This window comes from Brevibacillus dissolubilis (assembly GCF_006170445.1).
Taxonomy (GTDB): domain Bacteria; phylum Bacillota; class Bacilli; order Brevibacillales; family Brevibacillaceae; genus Brevibacillus_B; species Brevibacillus_B dissolubilis.
On sequence record NZ_VCNA01000007.1, the window covers coordinates 57,420 to 76,449 of the forward strand.

General features: G+C 50.4%; 13 protein-coding genes. 12 read left to right on the plus strand and 1 reads right to left on the minus strand.

What is annotated here, in order from left to right; translation table 11 throughout:
• Nucleotides 1-66: 66 nt before the first annotated feature.
• The 9 genes from FGI41_RS14335 (at nt 67) to icmF (ending at nt 12,959) form a co-directional block, all read left to right on the plus strand.
• A complete protein-coding gene (locus FGI41_RS14335) occupies nt 67-2,136 on the plus strand; it encodes a heterodisulfide reductase-related iron-sulfur binding cluster (protein WP_139491038.1) in 2,070 nt (689 codons plus the stop codon).
• Nucleotides 2,137-2,376: 240 nt separating this feature from the next.
• Complete coding sequence (locus FGI41_RS14340; RefSeq protein ID WP_176560280.1) at nt 2,377-3,261, plus strand: Abi family protein; 885 nt, start codon at nt 2,377-2,379, stop codon at nt 3,259-3,261.
• Nucleotides 3,262-3,486: 225 nt separating this feature from the next.
• Nucleotides 3,487-4,668 carry an acetyl-CoA C-acetyltransferase gene (locus tag FGI41_RS14345; protein ID WP_139491040.1) on the plus strand — a complete coding sequence of 394 codons (1,182 nt, stop codon included), beginning with the start codon at nt 3,487-3,489 and terminating at the stop codon, nt 4,666-4,668.
• An 88-nt stretch (nt 4,669-4,756) separates the two neighbouring features.
• On the plus strand, nt 4,757-5,608 hold the full coding sequence (locus FGI41_RS14350) for a 3-hydroxybutyryl-CoA dehydrogenase (protein ID WP_139491041.1): 852 nt from the start codon (nt 4,757-4,759) through the stop codon (nt 5,606-5,608).
• 15 nt (nt 5,609-5,623) lie between these two features.
• A complete protein-coding gene (locus tag FGI41_RS14355; RefSeq protein WP_139491042.1) occupies nt 5,624-6,763 on the plus strand; it encodes an acyl-CoA dehydrogenase in 1,140 nt (379 codons plus the stop codon).
• A 42-nt stretch (nt 6,764-6,805) separates the two neighbouring features.
• Nucleotides 6,806-7,948 carry an acyl-CoA dehydrogenase gene (locus FGI41_RS14360; RefSeq protein ID WP_139491043.1) on the plus strand — a complete coding sequence of 381 codons (1,143 nt, stop codon included), beginning with the start codon at nt 6,806-6,808 and terminating at the stop codon, nt 7,946-7,948.
• A gap of 19 nt (nt 7,949-7,967) precedes the next feature.
• Nucleotides 7,968-8,909, plus strand: coding sequence for a methylmalonyl Co-A mutase-associated GTPase MeaB (meaB, locus tag FGI41_RS14365; RefSeq protein ID WP_139491044.1), 942 nt, complete (start codon nt 7,968-7,970; stop codon nt 8,907-8,909).
• A 141-nt stretch (nt 8,910-9,050) separates the two neighbouring features.
• A complete protein-coding gene (locus FGI41_RS14370) occupies nt 9,051-9,686 on the plus strand; it encodes a TetR/AcrR family transcriptional regulator (RefSeq protein WP_139491045.1) in 636 nt (211 codons plus the stop codon).
• Between the two features lie 27 nt (nt 9,687-9,713).
• A complete protein-coding gene (icmF, locus tag FGI41_RS14375; protein ID WP_139491046.1) occupies nt 9,714-12,959 on the plus strand; it encodes a fused isobutyryl-CoA mutase/GTPase IcmF in 3,246 nt (1,081 codons plus the stop codon).
• A 102-nt stretch (nt 12,960-13,061) separates the two neighbouring features.
• Here icmF and FGI41_RS14380 read toward each other — a convergent pair whose 3' ends face one another.
• Nucleotides 13,062-15,776: a YncE family protein gene (locus FGI41_RS14380; protein WP_139491047.1), complete on the minus strand. Its 2,715-nt coding sequence runs from the start codon at nt 15,774-15,776 to the stop codon at nt 13,062-13,064.
• A gap of 282 nt (nt 15,777-16,058) precedes the next feature.
• Between FGI41_RS14380 and rpoE the strand changes: the two genes are divergently transcribed.
• The 3 genes from rpoE (at nt 16,059) to FGI41_RS14395 (ending at nt 18,967) form a co-directional block, all read left to right on the plus strand.
• Nucleotides 16,059-16,604: a DNA-directed RNA polymerase subunit delta gene (gene rpoE / locus FGI41_RS14385; protein WP_139491048.1), complete on the plus strand. Its 546-nt coding sequence runs from the start codon at nt 16,059-16,061 to the stop codon at nt 16,602-16,604.
• 227 nt (nt 16,605-16,831) lie between these two features.
• The gene (pyrG, locus tag FGI41_RS14390; RefSeq protein WP_139491049.1) at nt 16,832-18,433 is read left to right on the plus strand and encodes a CTP synthase; all 1,602 of its coding nucleotides are present in this window, start codon (nt 16,832-16,834) and stop codon (nt 18,431-18,433) included.
• Nucleotides 18,434-18,601: 168 nt separating this feature from the next.
• Nucleotides 18,602-18,967 (plus strand): response regulator, encoded by a 366-nt coding sequence (locus FGI41_RS14395; protein ID WP_139491050.1) that lies wholly within the window; start codon nt 18,602-18,604, stop codon nt 18,965-18,967.
• Nucleotides 18,968-19,030 lie beyond the last annotated feature (63 nt).

A 19,030-nucleotide genomic window follows, 5' to 3' on the forward strand; every position in this document is an offset into this window, starting at 1 on the left:
AGATAAAACAAGATGAATAAATTGAAAAACAAAAAATTTAAGTAGCAGGAGAAGGAGCTGAGAGCCTTGTTGGCATTATTGAACCTCATAGCGTTTTTCGCTGTCTTAGCGTATGGCCTCTACTTGGCCGCACACGTGGTTTACAGCCGCTACCTTTTCATCAAGCTTGGTAAAAAGCCTGATGTAAAAGATGACCTTAACGCACGCCTCAATCTGATGTGGGAGAACGTCATCTTCCAGAAGAAGCTGCTGAAGGATAAAAAGTCCGGGATTATGCACGTTGTCGTGTTCTACGGCTTTATCATCCTGCAGTTTGGTGCAATCGAATTGATCATCAAGGGTCTTGTCAAAGGCTTTGAGTTGCCGTTTGGCAGCGCACACAAGTTTTTCAGCCTGATGCAAGAAGTTACCGTTGCTTTGATCTTGGTTGCAATTGGGTACGCTTACTACCGCCGTTATGTAGAGAAGCTGAAGCGCCTCAAGCGCGGTTTCAAATCCGGTCTGGTTATTATCTTCATCACTTCTTTGATGGCAACGGTTCTGTTGTCACTCGCTTTCGAACAACTCTGGCTCGGCCATGAGGCATCCGCATACGCCCCGTTCTCTTCTGTGATCGCGATGGCGTTGGGTGGTCTCAAAGGCACGACAGTCGCAGCAGCACTTTTCTATGTCTTCTGGTGGGCGCATCTGCTTGTCCTGCTCGCATTTGCGATCTATGTACCACAATCCAAGCACGCGCACTTGATCTTCGCGCCAGTCAACGTATGGTTCAAAAAGCTGGACCCGCCTGGTAAACTGACGACCATCAATTTTGAAGACGAAACCCAAGAAGTATTCGGTGTAGGTAAAATCGAAGACTTCACCCAGACACAACTGATCGACCTCTACGCTTGTGTAGAGTGTGGCCGCTGTACCAACATGTGTCCGGCTTCCGGCACAGGCAAGATGCTCTCCCCCATGGAGATCATCACCAAGCTGCGTGACCACTTGACTGAAAAAGGTGCGGCTGTTACTTCCCGCACACCTTGGATGCCGAACTTCGCATTCCCGAACACCACTGCCAACCAACTTGCTATGCAAGCTTCCGCAGGTGCAGGCGAAGCAGCGGCAACCGCTGAATACAGTGTCAACCTGATCGGCGATGTTATCACAGAGCAAGAGCTGTGGGCTTGTACCACTTGCCGCAACTGTGAAGACCAATGCCCGGTTATGAACGAACACGTAGAAAAAATCATCGACATGCGCCGTTACCTCGTCATGACCGAGGGCAGCATGCCACAAGAAGCACAACGCGCACTCAACAACATCGAGCGCCAAGGTAACCCATGGGGTATCAACCGTCGCGACCGCGTCAAGTGGATCGAGAACATCGGCGGCGAGCTCGAAGTACCAACTGTAAAAGACACCGAAGAGTTCGAATACCTCTTCTGGGTAGGTGCCATGGGCTCCTTCGATAACCGCTCCATGAAGATCTCCCAAGCGTTCGTCAAACTGATGCACGAAGCAGGCATCAAGTTCGCGATCCTCGGCAACGAAGAGAAGAACTCCGGCGACACCGCGCGCCGTATCGGTAACGAGTTCTTGTTCCAGCAGCTGGCACAGGAAAACATCGCGCTGTTCGAAGCATACGGCGTGAAGAAAATCGTTACCTGTGACCCGCACGCTTTCAACACCTTCAAGAACGAATATCCTGAGTTTGGTCTCCAAGCGGAAGTGTATCACCACTCCGAGCTCCTCACTCAATGGATCAAAGAAGGCCGTCTGAAACCAACAAAAGAGGTAAAAGAGCGTGTAACCTACCATGATTCCTGCTACCTTGGCCGTTACAACGAAATCTATGACATGCCGCGTCAAATCCTCGAAGCGATCCCAGGCGTTGAGATTGCTGAGATGAAACGCAGCGGTTGCGACAGCATGTGCTGTGGTGCCGGTGGTGGTCTGATGTGGATGGAAGAGCACGAAGGTACCCGCGTCAACGTAGCACGTACCGAACAGGCTCTCGAAGTCAACCCAACCATGATCGCATCCGCATGCCCATACTGCCTCACCATGATGAACGACGGTGTGAAAATGAAAGAAGCAGAAGAACAAGTGAAGACAAGAGACGTTGCTGAGATTCTCGCAGATGCGATTTAATCGAGGGAAGGTCTGAGGTCTGAAAAATAAAGAAGCAGGATTCAAAGGATGTAAACGTCCTTTGGAAACCTGCTTTTTTTCTTTAGAAAAGCTATTCAAGCTTTTGAACAATCATGTCAGGTGGATCAAAAGTACGTTGACACTTCCGAAGTGATCAAATAAGATGGATGTAACAGAACTCACCACGCCTCTTAACAATGCGTACCAGGGTGAGACTTTTTTGTTTTAGGGGGATTTATTGTGGATACAAATAACAATATCCAAACTATAAAACAACCACTTACATATGAGGAACAAATTAATTTATTAAAGAGTCGGAATCTTCTGTTATTTAATGAAGAAAAAGCGATTCAATTCTTAAAAGGAGTGAATTACTACAGATGGAGTGCATATACTCTTTCGCTCAAAAGGGATAATGTGTTTAAAGAAGGGGTCACGTTTGAACATGTATGCAATCTGTACGAGTTTGATAAAAAATTAAGACATTTATTAATCCCGATGCTTGAAAGGGTCGAGATTTTATTTCGGACTCGTATCGCTTATCATATTGCTCATCAATATGGGGCATTAGGATACGAAGAGAGTACCCATTTTGAAAATATCGATTTTCACCAGGAATTTATGAATAGAATGGAAGATGAAATCAAAAGAAACAAAAGAAATGAGTTTATTCTCCATCATAAACAAAAATATGGTGGGCAAATTCCAATATGGGTAGCGGTTGAGGTTATGTCATTTGGCGTTCTTTCTATGCTTTTTTCTAATATGAGGTCAACGGATAAAAAGAGTATAGCCGAACAGCTCGGTAACATACCGTCTGAGTATATTGAGAGTTGGCTTGTATGCTTAGCCTATGTGAGAAATGTATGTGCTCATTTTGGTAGATTATATAATAAAAAATTAGCTAAACGGCCAAAAATCTGGGGGAAGGACCGGAAGTATCTGATTAGCTACGACCAGATATTCTCCATGATATTTGTCATTAAGAAATTTCTTGTTGGTACATCAGAATGGACTCATTTTGTAACCAATCTGGAAGCTCTCGTAGACCAATACGAGGAAGTAGAATTGAACCTAATCGGTTTTCCGGTAAATTGGCGGGAGATTCTCCGTCTCTCTTACTAATATACATAAATTGTAGTAGCCGGATCTATCCATTTTTCCATTGAATGTGGACCGGCTACTTTTATTTCTGGATACAAATGTCCGCAAAGATGTAATTCTTCCTAATACATTGACTAATCCCTGCGAACACGGCAAAATGGAGATAAGGATAAAAGTGAACGACCGCTCGATCAATTAGCATCATATGGTACCAGTAAGGAACCAATGTCGAAGGAGAGTGAAGACATGAAATCAGTTATCGTCAGTGCAGCACGTACACCGTTTGGCAAATTCGGCGGAGCATTGAAGGACGTTTTGGCTGTTGATCTGGGTGCAATCGCAATTAAGGAAGCGCTCACAAGAGCAGGTGTCCAAGGCGATCAAGTAGATGAAGTCATCATGGGGATGGTCGTACAGGCTGGAGCCGGTCAGGTTCCATCTCGACAGGCGGCACGCAAAGCAGGTCTGCCGTGGGATGTAGCCAGCGAGACGATCAACAAAGTCTGTGCCTCAGGAATGAGAGCGGTTACAATGGCGGATCAGATCATCCGCGCAGGCGACGCTGACATCCTGGTCGCGGGCGGCATGGAGAGCATGTCCAACGCACCGTACGCGATGCCGAATGCACGTAATGGCTTCCGCATGGGTGACGCCCAAGTCAAAGACCTGATGATGCACGATGGTCTCACTTGCCCGTTCGACCAGGTTCCGATGGCGATCCATGGCAGCAATGTGGCAGAAGAGTACGAAATTACCCGCGAAGCACAGGATGAGTGGGCACTCCGCTCCCAGCAACGCGCATCCCAAGCCGTGGCGAATGGCGTATTTGATGAAGAGATCGTAGCTGTGCCGATTCCACAGCGCAAAGGCGATCCGATCCTCGTTAACCGCGACGAAGCGCCACGTCCGGACACCACGCTTGAGGTACTGGCCAAACTGCCGCCAGTCTACAAAAAAGACGGCACGATCACCGCAGGCAACGCGCCTGGCATCAATGACGGTGCAGCAGCGATGGTAGTCATGTCCGAAGCAAAAGCACAAGAACTCGGTGTAAAACCGCTGGCAACCATCCTCGGTCATGCCCAAGTCGGAGCCGAAGCGCCTTATATCGCGACAACTCCGGGTCTTGCGATCAACAAGCTCCTCCAAAAAACAGGCGTGAAGCTGGAAGACATCGACCTTTTTGAAGTGAACGAAGCATTCGCAGCCGTTACCCTCACCAGTGGCAAGCTGGTAGGCTGGGACCCTGAAAAAGTAAACGTCAACGGCGGTGCCATCGCGTTGGGCCACCCGGTCGGGGCAAGCGGTGCGCGTATCATCATGCACCTGATCTACGAACTTCGCCGTCGCGGCGGTGGTCTTGGCGTAGCGGCAATCTGCTCCGGTGCGGCACAAGGCGACGCGATTCTGCTCCAAGTAGAAGCATAAGGTAATTCTTTTCTATAGATAAGCAATACCCGTATCATCGAACGATTTTTATTGAGACAGCCAATGGCAAAAGGGAGGCATTTTTACAGTGAACGTACAAACTTTCATGGTCGTAGGTGCAGGACAGATGGGCAGCGGAATCGCGCAGGTAGCAGCGCAAGCGGGCCTAAACGTAATTTTGAACGATATCAAACAAGATTTCGTTGAGCGCGGTCTCGGTATCATCACCAAGAACCTGTCCCGCAACGTAGAAAAAGGCAAAATGAGCGAAGATGACAAACAAGCTGTCCTCTCCCGCATCACCCTTTCCACTGATCTGGCTGACGGAAAAGGCGCAGATTTCGTAGTGGAAGCCGTAACTGAGAACATGGCAGTAAAGACCCAGATCTTCAAAACGCTTGACGAGGTATGCCCGCCGCATACCGTGCTTGCAAGCAATACTTCATCCCTGCCAATCACCGAGATTGCAGCGGTAACTAACCGTCCGGAGAAAGTAATCGGCATGCACTTCATGAACCCGGTTCCTGTGATGAAGCTCGTTGAGATCATCCGCGGTCTGCAGACCTCTGACGAAGTGTACCAACTCACCGAAGACCTGTCCAAACAGATGAGCAAGGTTCCAGTCAGCGTCAACGACTTCCCAGGCTTCGTCTCCAACCGTGTCCTCATGCCGATGATTAATGAAGCGATCTTCTGCGTGTACGAAGGTGTAGCTACTCCAGAAGCGATCGACGAAGTGATGAAGCTCGGGATGAACCACCCAATGGGCCCACTCACGCTCGCTGACTTTATCGGTCTCGACACCTGCCTCTACATCATGGAAGTTCTGTACGAAGGCTTTGGCGATTCCAAATACCGCCCTTGCCCACTCCTGCGCAAGTACGTAAAAGCAGGCTGGCTCGGCAAAAAATCCGGTCGCGGTTTCTACAACTACAGCTAAGAAAGGACGTGCCACATGGATCTCCGTTTTACAGATGAACAAGAGATGATGCGTAAGATGGTACGCGACTTCGCCGAAAAAGAAATCGCGCCATTCGTACCCGTGATGGAAGAGACAGACGAATATCCGCTCCACATCATTAAGAAGATGGGCCAGATGGGCTTGATGGGGATTCCGATTCCAGAAGAGTACGGCGGTTCTGGCGCGGACTTCACTTCCTATATTCTCGCAATTAACGAAATCTCCAAGGTGAGTGCGACAGTGGGTGTCATCCTCTCCGTACACACCTCCGTGGGTACTAACCCAATCCTCTACTTCGGCAATGAGGAGCAAAAACAAAAATACGTGCCAAAACTGGCTTCCGGCGAATATATCGGGGCATTTGCCCTCACCGAGCCACAAGCAGGCTCTGATGCTTCCGGCATCCGCACCACCGCTGTCCGCAAAGGTGATCACTATGTCCTCAATGGCAGCAAGGTGTTCATCACCAATGGCGGTGAAGCAGAGATCTACATCACGTTTGCGGTAACCGACCCATCTGCGGGGAACAAGGGAATTTCCGCATTCATCGTGGATAAAGACACTCCGGGCTTCCAAGTTGGCAAGAAAGAAAAGAAAATGGGCCTGCACGGCTCCAACACCTGCGAGCTGATTTTTGACAACGCCATGGTGCCAGTAGAAAACCTGCTCGGCCAAGAAGGCGACGGTCTGAAAATCGCTCTCGGCAACCTTGACGTAGGTCGTATCGGGATCGCATCCCAAGCGCTCGGTATCGCTGAGGCGGCGACCAAGTACGCGATCGACTATGCGAAAGAACGCGTCCAGTTCGGCAAACCAATCGCCAGCCTGCAAGGGATTTCTTTTAAACTGGCTGATATGGCGACCGCAACCGAAGCAGCCCGCCTGCTCGTCTACCGCGCCGCATCCTTGCGCAACCAAGGTCTCAAGTGCGGGATGGAAGCGTCCATGGCGAAGCGTTTTGCCTCTGATACCGCGATGAAGGTCACCACCGAAGCGATTCAAGTCTTCGGCGGCTACGGCTACACCCGGGAATACCCGGTAGAGCGACTTTTCCGCGATGCGAAGATCACGCAAATCTATGAAGGAACCAACCAAATCCAGCAACTCGTAGTGGCTAAGCACCTGCTTTCATAAACAGAAAAGCATAGAAACCAATATATAGGAGTGTGGGCAATAATGGATTTCCGCTTAAACGAAGAGCAAGAAATGCTCCGCAAAATGATTCGTGAATTCGCAGAAAATCAAGTCGCACCAACCGCAGCAGAGCGTGACGAAGAAGAGCGTTTTGACCGCGCGATCTTCGAGCAGATGGCTGAACTCGGTCTGACCGGTATTCCATGGCCAGAGCAATACGGTGGTGCAGGCGCTGACTACCAAAGCTACGTGATCGCAGTCGAAGAGCTCTCCCGCGTCGATGCGTCCATCGGGGTAACACTCTCCGCACACGTATCCCTTGCAAGCTGGCCGATCTACAAGTTCGGTACCGAAGAGCAAAAACAACAATTCCTCCGTCCACTTGCGGAAGGCAAAAAAATGGGCGCGTACTGTCTGACTGAGCCAGGCTCCGGTTCTGACTCTGCTGGGATGCGTACCACCGCAGTACAAGACGGTGACGACTATATCCTCAACGGCAACAAAATCTTCATCACCAATGCAGGCGAAGCAGAAATCTACGTGGTATTCGCGGTAACGGACGCGGCAGCGAAGCACAAAGGGGTAACCGCCTTCATCGTAGAAAAAGGCACCCCAGGCTTCTCCATGGGTAAGAAAGAAAAGAAACTCGGGATTCGTTCCAGCCCAACCCTCGAAGTGATCTTCGAAGATTGCCGCGTACCAGCAGCCAACATGCTCGGCGAACTGGGCCAAGGCTTCAAAATCGCGATGATGACCCTCGACGGCGGCCGCAATGGTATCGCTGCCCAAGCACTCGGGATCGCACAGGGCGCATACGAGCAAGCACTCAATTATGCCAAAGAACGCGTGCAATTCGGCAAACCAATTTCAAGCCTGCAAGCGATCCAATTCAAGCTGGCAGACATGGCTACCAAAATCGAAGCAGCCCGTCTCCTGACCTACCAGGCAGCATGGCTCGAAGATATGGGTCTGCCATATGGTAAAGCATCTGCGATGTCCAAAGTATTCGCAGGTGATATCGCGATGGAGATCACCACGGATGCGGTACAGGTATTCGGCGGCTACGGCTATACCCGTGAATACCCGGTAGAACGCATGATGCGTGACGCCAAAATCACTCAAATCTATGAGGGTACCAACGAGATTCAGCGCGTCGTAATCAGCAACCTCCTGCTCAAAGAGTAGTCGAGAGGGAGGCCCATCCATGCACGAGATAACGAAACGAATCTTAGCAGGGGATGTACGCGGAGCCGCCCGTGCGATTACATGCATCGAAAATGATTACCCGGAACGTTCACAGATCTTACAGGAAATCTTCCCCTACACCGGACGTGCCAAATTGATCGGGATCACTGGGACACCAGGCGCGGGAAAAAGCTCGATGGTCGATTGTCTGATCGGCTTCCTGCGCTCTCAAGGTCTCACTGTCGGAGTAGCGGCGGTCGACCCGACCAGCCCGTTTACCGGCGGTGCGCTCTTGGGTGACCGGGTCCGGATGCAGAACCACGCTCTCGACACAGGAGTCTTCATCCGCAGCATGGGCACACGAGGCAGTCTCGGCGGTCTGTCCCGCAACACCAAAGACGCTGTCCGCGTACTCGATGCCTACGGCTGTGATGTGATCCTGATCGAGACGGTCGGTGTCGGGCAATCCGAGCTGGACGTGATGAATATCGCGGATACCACCATCGTCGTGCTCAATCCGGGCGGCGGTGATTCGGTACAGGCGTTCAAAGCAGGGATCATGGAGATTGCCGATCTTTTTGTCATCAACAAAGCTGATCTGCCTGGCGTCGACAAGCTAGAGACTGAGGTAGAGCAGATGCTCGATCTCGTCAAGCACGATGCCCCGTGGCGACCGCCTATCAGCAAAACCATCTCGACTCAAAATCTTGGAATGGCTGATATGTGGAACGAGGTTCTCCGTCATCAGGCTTTCCTTGAATCCAGCGGCGAGTGGCAGAAGAAACGCGCCAAGCAATTGCAGGAAGAAGTGCTCGACATCGTCAACTATCAGATGTTTGTCCGGATGCAGAACTTCGTGCAAAAAGGCGCATTCGCAGACGAACTCTCAGGCGTGGCCCAACGTCAACTTGACCCATACAGCGTAGCGGAAAAAATGGTGCGCACCTGGTTTCCGCAATAATAAAGGTATGTTCACCAAAAATATAGGATTGTAACGCTCTCTGGACTCTGCTTATAATGGTGGGATGAGAGCGTACAATCTTTATTTTTCACAAACAAACACGACCAAACGCTCAGTCGGTTAGAGAGGTGTCTGTATACCATGCAAGAAAAGAAGAAGCAGATTCCGTCCCTCGTCAAGGACCCGAAACTGATCGAAAAACGTCGCGAGCAGATCATTGAAGCTGCCGTTGACCTTTTTATCCATAAAGGATTCCACAAAACCACCACCCGTGAGATCGCCCGTGCATCTGGCTTCAGTATCGGGACGCTCTATGAGTATATCGAATCCAAAGAAGACGTCCTGTATCTCGTCTGTGATGCGATCCACAATGAAGTGGAGACCCGCCTGCGGGAAACAATCACTCCTAACGGTACCGGGCTTAAAATTCTGACAATGGCACTCAAAAACTTTTTCCGCGTGATGGATCAAGTGAATGACCGGGTGCTGTTGATCTACCAAGAGACCAAATCACTGCCGCCTGAGACGATCAAGTATGTTCTCAGACGGGAAGAAGAAATCGCCGGCATCTTCGTAGAAATCCTGCACAAAGGGATTGAAGACGGCTCGATTCGTATCGATGAAAAAGACGTCAAGCTGATGGCCCATAACATTATGGTGCTCGGCGAGATGTGGACATTTAGACGTTGGACGCTGAGCAGGGATTACAGCTTGGAGGAGTACACCGAAAAGCAGATCTCCCTGTTGCTGCGTGAAATTAGCGGGAGCGTGCAGTAGTCCGCTCCCAATTTAGGGGGTAAAACGATGGAGACTGAAGTATACCGTCCGCAAAATAAAATCCGTTTTGTAACTGCAGCCAGCCTCTATGATGGTCATGATGCGACAATCAATATCATGCGCCGCATTTTGCAATCTTCTGGAGCTGAGGTGATTCACCTCGGGCACAACCGCTCTGTTGACGAGGTCGTCACAGCTGCGATCCAAGAAGACGTGCAGGGCATCGCCATCAGTTCCTACCAAGGCGGTCACGTAGAATATTTCAAATATATGATTGACCTGTTAAAAGAACGCGGTGCCGAGCATATCAAGGTATTCGGCGGCGGTGGCGGGGTGATCATTCCACGCGAAATCCGTGAGCTGGAAGAGTACGGCGTGATCAAAATCTTTTCCCCAGATGACGGGCGCCGTCTCGGTCTGCAAGGCATGATTAACCTCATGCTCCGCGAGACCGATTTCCCAACCGTCAAACAGGTAGAGAACGAAATCGAAGAGCTCAAATCGCAAAGCCACAAAGCGGTAGCCCGCCTGATCTCCGTAGCGGAGTATGCGGTGCAGCAGCCAGACGCTTTTGCGGCAGTGGCGGCACAGCTTCCTGCTCCAACGAAAACCGTCCCAGTCGTGGGGATTACCGGTACAGGCGGCGCGGGTAAAAGCTCGCTGACCGATGAGCTGGTTCGCCGTTTTATCAACACCTACAAGGACAAAACGATTGCCATCCTGTCCATCGACCCATCCAAGCAAAAAACAGGCGGTGCGCTCCTCGGTGACCGTATCCGCATGAATGCCAACAATACTCCGCGTGTCTATATGCGAAGCCTCGCTACCCGTAAATCCGGTTCCGAGCTGTCCGGCGCAATCCGTGATGCGATCTCCGTAGCCAAAGCGGCTGAGTTCGATCTGGTTGTAGTAGAGACGAGCGGGATCGGTCAAGGGGACGCACAGATCACTGAGGTCTGCGACACCTCCATGTACGTGATGACCAGTGAATTCGGTGCGCCGAGCCAGCTGGAGAAGATCGACATGCTCGACTTCGCTGACCTTGTGGCGATCAACAAGTTTGAGCGCAAAGGCTCCGAAGATGCGTTCCGCGAAGTCCGCAAACAATACCGCCGCAACCACAACCTGTGGGATGCTGCAGATGAAGCGTTGCCAGTATACGGTACCATCGCCAGCCAATTCAACGATGACGGCACCAATGCGCTTTTTGCCAAGCTGGTGAAGACCATCGTGGAGAAGACTGGTGTGGAGTGGAGTACAGAGAACCTTGATCCGACTCCGGTTGTCGTGACCAAGAAGTCCCTGATCCCGACAGACCGCATCCACTACCTCCAAGAAATCGCCAGCACGGTACGCGGCTACCGCAAGTTCGTTGATGAGCAATCCGCTATCGCCCGCAAAATCTACCAGCTGCGCGGAGCCAAAGAAACGCTCCAAGCCGCTGGTGAGAATCCAGAATTGCTCGAAGTGCTGGACAAACAAATCGCTCACTTCGACCAACAGCTTGACCCGACCTGCCGCCTGATTCTCGACAGATGGCCAACGCTGAAGGAAGAGTATAAGCAAGATGTCCACATCACCAAAATCCGTGATAAAGAAATCCGTACCAAGCTGTTCACCGAATCTCTGTCTGGTACGCGCATCTCGAAAGTCAGCCTGCCACAGTTCGAAGACTACGGTGAAATCCTGCGCTGGGCGATGAAGGAAAACGTACCAGGTGAATTCCCGTACACAGCAGGTGTGTTCCCGTTCAAGCGTGAAGGGGAAGATCCACGCCGCCAGTTCGCAGGTGAAGGAACACCAGAGCGTACCAACCGCCGTTTCCACTTCCTGTCCAAGAACGATGATGCGAAGCGCCTCAGTACCGCTTTTGACAGTGTAACCCTCTATGGTGAAGACCCAGACTACCGCCCGGACATTTACGGTAAAATCGGTAACTCCGGTGTCAGCATCTGTACCCTTGACGACATGAAAAAACTCTACGCAGGCTTCGACCTCTGCGCACCTAGCACCTCTGTCTCTATGACGATCAACGGTCCTGCGCCGATGATCCTCGCGATGTTCATGAACACCGCCATTGAGCAGCAGGTAGAGTTCTTCATTCAGCGTGAAAACCGTCAACCGACAGCAGAAGAGTTCCAACAGATCAAAGACTACACCCTCTCCACCGTACGCGGGACCGTGCAAGCCGACATTCTCAAAGAAGACCAAGGTCAGAACACCTGCATCTTCTCCACTGAATTCGCGCTCCGCATGATGGGGGACATCCAGCAATACTTCATCGACAAAAAAGTCCGCAACTACTACTCGGTCTCCATCTCCGGCTACCATATCGCCGAAGCAGGGGCGAATCCGATCACCCAGCTTGCTTTTACGCTGGCTAACGGCTTCACCTATGTGGAGTACTACCTGAGCCGTGGTATGAACATCAACGACTTCGCGCACAACCTGTCGTTCTTCTTCTCCAACGGTCTCGATCCAGAATACACCGTCATCGGCCGTGTAGCCCGCCGCATCTGGGCCACCACGATGAAAAACAAATACAACGCCAACGAGCGCAGCCAGAAGCTCAAGTACCACATCCAGACATCCGGCCGCTCCCTCCACGCGCAAGAGATGGACTTCAACGATATCCGCACCACTCTGCAGGCGCTGATCGCGATCTACGACAACTGCAACTCGTTGCATACCAATGCATTTGACGAAGCGATCACCACGCCTACTGAGAACTCCGTGCGCCGTGCGATGGCGATCCAGATGATCATCAACAAAGAACTGGGCCTCGCTAAAAACGAAAACCCACTCCAAGGTGCATTTATCATCGAAGAGCTGACCGACCTCGTCGAAGAAGCGGTCATGGCCGAATTCGAACGTCTCAGCCAACGCGGCGGCGTGCTTGGCGCGATGGAGACCCAATACCAACGCGGCAAAATCCAAGACGAGTCCATGTACTACGAGATGAAAAAGCACACTGGCGAGCTGCCGATCATCGGTGTCAACACCTTCCTCAACCCGAACGCATCAGAAGAAGACTATGAGATCGAGCTGGCCCGTGCCGACGTGGAAGAGAAGGAACACCAGATCCAGAACCTCCGCGCCTTCCAAGAGCGCAACAAAGACACGGCACCAGAAGCCCTGCGCCGCCTGCAAGAAGTCGCAGTATCTGGCGGCAACATCTTTGCTGAGCTGATGGAGACGGTCAAATACGCGTCCCTCGGTCAGATCAGTGCCGCTCTGTATGAAGTAGGCGGACAGTACCGCCGTAATATGTAAGGTAGTTTTCCCCGGACCCCTGATACGGACTTTCCCGGTCATTGGTCATGAGAAAAAAGCCGCTACAGCCTGCGAAAAACAGGTTGTAACGGCTTTTTTGCGTTAGTTGGTAGGTCGGGGCTTCAGAGTCAGATTGAACGTAGCTGAATCCTTTGCACGGCTGGGCATAGTGGTGGCAGAGGATTTGATGATGACAGGGATCGTGACAGGCAAGTCAGTTGGGTCCACTTTGCCGACGAGTTCTACCGTCAAGTCATTGGAAGCCCTGCCTCCAATGAAGTATGCTTTCACACCGTCAGGTAATGTAATCGTAATGTCATCTTTTGCGATGCTGGATTTCAGGATGGCTGATTCGGGATCAACTGCGATGGTGTACGAATAATTGTTGGAGATACTGCCGTCTGATTCTGTCCAGGCGGTGTCGTCTAAGATCAGACCCTCAATTTTGACAGCAGGTTGGGCTGGCTTAGCGGCTGGTGAGACCGTGACACTAACGATGGAGTAATGATCTTGATGACGAATCCCAATCTGATCCGTTCCTTCCCGAACCGCTACGAGGTCCCCGTTGTCATAGATGATAGAGGATTCTGGATACACCGTGGCAATCCGGGTTATGTCTTGTTTGGTGTTATCCTTATACTTGGCTGTAATGGTAAGGAAATTGCGCTGCCCGACAGATATTTTTTTGCTTTTGCTTTTGGATTTAATAGAGATCTCTGTAGCTACTTTGTACGGCCCGGTTTTTACGATAGCCTGAGCGGTAAGCCCTTGGTACGTGGCCGTAACGGTTGATCCTTGTGGGTTGATTTTGGGGCTGCGCAAGGCCAGACCCATCACCGATTTTTCTGTCTTAACAGCATCAGGTTCCGTCTCCCAAGTGGCCGAAGCGGCGACATTTCGTTTGGAGCCATTTTCATAGGTGGCAATGAGGGCCGGGTAATAGGATTGGCCCTGTAGGATATCGATCACCTTGGTCTCGAACTGGAGGCTTTTGATCTTGCTTTCGCTCTTGATCAGGTCGGAAAGGTCGGAATAGCGGGTGATGGTGTATGTTTTTGCGTTGTACAGCAGAATGTTGTGGTCATCCGTGACGATCACATCGGCAATTGGGCCAGGCAGAGGACTGAGGAGATTGCCACTGTCACGGTCATATACGGCATCACGGGTGAAGACATAGCCATCCTTGGCAGCAATCACTTCTGATGGATACGTCATTTTCTGGTCGGTGATATGGGTAGAGTCATACGCGTTCTTATCCAGATACACGTACTGGTCGTCCAATACAATCGGGTAGTTGTAGAAATCGCGCAGTTCATTCTGCTCAACCAAGGTGAAATCCGTGGTGCGCAGTGTGTAGAGAGCCGATGAGCCTGCGAGATACAACAGCTTCTTATCAGCATCTACGGCAAAATCATGGTAAACCGTCATGTATGCTGGTTTGGGAAGCGGAACGGGACGGATTTTGTGATCGTTGAGAGACAGGCTTTGCAATGGCATATGTTTCGTCATTGGTCCGAAGAAAAGCTGGTTATCATCGACCGCCAGACTATCAGGAAAAAGGGGAAGAATCTGTTCCTTTACCTCAGCACCATTTGTTAAATCGATGATGGCCAGTTTCGTGCCATAAAGCGAGACATACAGTTTTCCATTGTTTGCTGCGATGTCAGCCTGACTGGAGCCGGCTGGTACTTCTTTTTCCATTTTCATCGTTGCGGAATTGATGATCGCAACCCGGTTACTGTCCCTGAAGATTACGCCCAGCTTCTGTGTGGTTTCATCATATGCCCATTTTTTCATGGATAGAGGCAGGGTCAGGCTATTGCCTTTGGTTATGGCTGGATCGGGCTTCTTTTTAGACAGCTCCAACGGCATTTTATAGATGGTGGCCGGACCAGAAAAGGACGAGGAAAATAAATACAAGTGATTTTCCTGGTCTAGCGATGCATTTCCGGCAAAGGGAAGGTCACGAAGCTTTTGAAATGTATCACGGTCATAAACAGCCTCTTTGGTCAGGACATACTTCCCTTGCACACCTTTCATAGAAGTGGTGCGTTCCGTACCGAATTTTCCATGTACGACTCCGAGTTGATCGGCATCAAATCGATAGCCGGCATGGAAGACATCCTCCCCATCGATGATCGGGTCGGTAAACGCGGTGTATTCCTGATCCGAGCTTTGATGGGCATGGTGCAAGATTTCATAGGTCTTGGGGTTGACGGCAAACAGATTGGCGCCAGATATTCCTGATTCGGCTATGTAGAGAGTTTGATGCTCAGGCGAATACGTAAGCAATGGTCTATACAAGGCTCCACTTCGACTGCTGCCAAACGCAATCTTCTTTTCTTTCTTTGTGGAGAGAGAGTATTCATAAAGCGGCGCTGGAGGTTGAGCCGGAGCGAACCACATCGTGTCACCATGGACGGCGATGGTAGCGGGGGTATCAGACAGGGAGAGAGTCGCTGTGACTTTGTGGGCTGCAAGGTCAATCAGGCTTACCTGTTTGCTGGCACCTTGGGCGGCATACAAGGTTTCTCCCTGTACGGCGAGTTCGTTTACACTGCCTTTTGATCCAAAAGAGAGCTTCTCCACCACCGCCAGATCACGGGTACGGATGAAGTACAGATCGCCCTGCGCTGTCGCCGCATAGATGAACCCATGATCATCATCTAGCAGCCATTCTGACAGATGGAACGGAGCCGGAAATGTCTGTGTCGCCAGAATCTTGGGAAAGGCAAGAGCAGCTGAGGGCATAAAAAGAGAGGTGAGTAACAACACACTGCATAGCAGTCCAATCAAAGACTTTTGAAGTTGACGCATCTGTTTTTGGGTCTCCTTTGGTCATAATAATGATTACTTTTTCACTTTAACCGTATTTGAAAGCGGCAACAAGCATGTCCACAGGAAAAAGAACCATGGATATACGGACTTTCCCGTAGATTGCATCAGATACCGCGCAACCCACACCGAATGTTTTCCATTATTAAGGATATTTTGGATGTTCCAACCCGGAGAAAGAGGTTTGAACCGCTTGCATTTTAGGGCAAAATAAGGAATACTGTAGAATAGCCAAGTTATTGTTGTGAAAGGACGTGCCTACTTTTGAGCCAGTTACTTCAACATATTGAAGCTGAACGTTTAAGCGAAATGGCAATGGTTGATATTGCTTTCGAAATTCTCAGAGAAACCAACAGACCTTACAATTTCCGTGAGCTGATGGACCAGATTGCTGCGCTTCGTAACATGAACGAAGAGCAAATGATGAAGATCATCGCACAAGTCTATACCGAAGTAAACATTGATGGCCGTTTTGTGTGCATTGGTGAAAACACCTGGGGCCTCAAGCGCTGGTACTCCACTGAGGCTGTTGAGGAGACTCAAGAGGGCGGCGTGAAGAAGAAGAAAGTGGTCATTGACGATGACTTCGACGATGATTACGACATGGAAGAAGAAGACGTATTCGAAGAAGAAGACGATATCGCCGCCTTCGACGAAGATGCGGACTTCCTTGACGAAGAAGAAATCGTGGACGAAGACGAGATCGATGAAGAGGAAGAAGATCTCGGAGAAGAAGAAGAGCTGTTCGAAGACGAGGAAGAAGAAGAGCAGTTAGATGACGAGGAAGAAATCGAAGAAGAACTTGATTAGAAAAAGTTCCGGATTGTATTGACTTCCCACCACCTACATTATAAAATACTCCTTGGGCTTCACATGAAGATATACCATATATGGAAATATAATAAACAAAAGCGCCCCTGCTCAACCTATATGTTGAGATGGGTCTCTCGCTTTTGTTTTTTCTTTTTTGTTGGGCAACCCCGTAATGGTCTTCATTCATCAATGATAACGGATAATAGGGAAAGAGGGGACGTAAGTTGACGAAGTACATTTTTGTAACGGGTGGGGTCGTTTCCTCGCTGGGTAAAGGGATCACAGCAGCATCTTTGGGCCGTTTGCTTAAGAACAGAGGTTTAAAGGTGACAATCCAAAAGTTTGACCCATATATCAACATCGACCCAGGCACAATGAGCCCGTATCAACACGGGGAAGTGTTTGTAACCGATGATGGTGCTGAGACCGACCTGGACCTTGGTCACTATGAGCGTTTCATTGATATCAACCTCAGTGCCAACTCCAACGTGACCACCGGTAAAATCTATTCCTCTGTCATCAGCAAAGAGCGCCGTGGTGACTATCTCGGCGGTACCGTACAGGTAATCCCGCACATCACAAACGAGATCAAGGAACGTGTCTTCCGTGCAGGCCGCGAAACAGGCGCAGACGTCGTCATCACCGAGATCGGTGGTACAGTGGGTGACATCGAGAGCTTGCCGTTCCTCGAAGCGATCCGCCAGATCAAGAGCGACATTGGCCGTGAAAACGTCATGTACATCCACGTGACGCTGATCCCATACATCCGTGCAGCCGGCGAAATGAAAACCAAGCCGACCCAGCACAGTGTCAAAGAGCTGCGCAGCCTCGGTATCCAGCCTAACGTCATCGTGACCCGTACGGAGCAGCCGCTCTCCCAAGACATGAAGGACAAGCTTGCTCTGTTCTGCGACATCGACAAGAACGCGGTCATCGAGATGATCGACGCAGACATCCTATATCAGGTTCCACTTTTCCTGCAGGAGCAAGGTCTCGACGACTACGTGTGCCGTCACTTCGGGCTTAGTTGCCAGTCAGCTGACATGACCGAGTGGAAAAACATGATTTCTCTGATTCAAAACCTCTCCAACACTACCCGCATCGCCATCGTAGGGAAATACGTGGAACTGCACGACGCTTACAAGTCCGTAGCAGAAGCACTCTACCATGCCGGTTATGCCAATGACTCCGACATCAACATCAAATGGGTACAGGCAGAAGAAGTGACCGCAGAAAACGTAGCCGAACTGCTCGGCGATGTAGACGGGATCCTCGTACCAGGCGGCTTCGGCGACCGTGGTGTGGAAGGGAAAATCACTGCTACCCGCTATGCCCGTGAAAATAAAGTACCATTCCTCGGAATCTGCCTCGGGATGCAAGTGGCTGTTATCGAATATGCCCGCCACGTACTGGGCCTTGCAGGTGCCAACAGCTCCGAGATCAACCCAGATACCCCATATGCGGTTATCGACCTGTTGCCAGAGCAAAAAGACGTGGAGGACAAAGGCGGTACCATGCGCCTTGGCCTTGGACCAACCAAAGTCCAATCCGGCACCCTCACCGAAGCGGCTTACGGCAATACGCTCGTATATGAGCGCCACCGTCACCGTTATGAGGTTAACAACGAATACCGCGACAGCCTGATCAATGCAGGCCTCACCATCGCAGGTACCACGCCAGACGGCAAGCTCTGCGAGATCGTAGAGATCAAGGATCATCCTTGGTTCGTAGCAACTCAGTTCCACCCAGAGTTCACGTCCCGTCCGAACCGTCCACAACCGCTGTTCCGTGACTTTGTCAAAGCAGCGTTTACCCATAACCGCTAAGAAAAAAGCATGCAAATAGGCAGTTCCCCGACTATGATAGGTAGGGAACTGCCTATTTTTTATTTTTTGTTCGATTAAAAGGGAGGATTTTCCTAATAAGCGGTCGAAATAACATTACTAACTAACGATGCTGGTTTTAACTTAAAGCATGACCAAGGAGGATGGACAATGCAGCAGAAGAAAGTTCTAGTTGTCGACGATCAATATGGCATTCGTATCCTGTTGTATGAGGTACTGGGAAAAGAGGGCTACTTCACTTTCCAAGCGGCCAATGGCAAACAGGCATTGGAGATTGTAGAAAAAGAATCTCCTGACTTGGTCATTCTGGATATGAAGATTCCTGGCATGGACGGAATTGAAATCCTTAAGCACATCAAAAAAATCAACCAAGACATCAAGGTCATCATGATGACAGCATACGGTGAACTGGACATGATAAAAGAAGCCACCCAGCTCGGTGCGCTCACTCATTTCACCAAGCCATTCGACATTGATGAGCTTCGTCATGCTGTCAACCAACAATTAGCGTGTTAACCACCTGTTAAGAAACATAGGCTTGTGGTATAATAAGCCAAGCTTATGAACAGAGTTTCTTAG

Coding starts and splice junctions, on each gene's coding strand:
- FGI41_RS14355 (WP_139491042.1), top strand. CDS start 5,624: ATGGATCTCCGTTTTACAGATGAACAAGAGATGATGCGTAAGATGGTA.
- meaB (WP_139491044.1), top strand. CDS start 7,968: ATGCACGAGATAACGAAACGAATCTTAGCAGGGGATGTACGCGGAGCC.
- FGI41_RS14360 (WP_139491043.1), top strand. CDS start 6,806: ATGGATTTCCGCTTAAACGAAGAGCAAGAAATGCTCCGCAAAATGATT.
- FGI41_RS14395 (WP_139491050.1), top strand. CDS start 18,602: ATGCAGCAGAAGAAAGTTCTAGTTGTCGACGATCAATATGGCATTCGT.
- FGI41_RS14380 (WP_139491047.1), bottom strand. CDS start 15,776: ATGCGTCAACTTCAAAAGTCTTTGATTGGACTGCTATGCAGTGTGTTG.
- FGI41_RS14370 (WP_139491045.1), top strand. CDS start 9,051: ATGCAAGAAAAGAAGAAGCAGATTCCGTCCCTCGTCAAGGACCCGAAA.
- FGI41_RS14345 (WP_139491040.1), top strand. CDS start 3,487: ATGAAATCAGTTATCGTCAGTGCAGCACGTACACCGTTTGGCAAATTC.
- icmF (WP_139491046.1), top strand. CDS start 9,714: ATGGAGACTGAAGTATACCGTCCGCAAAATAAAATCCGTTTTGTAACT.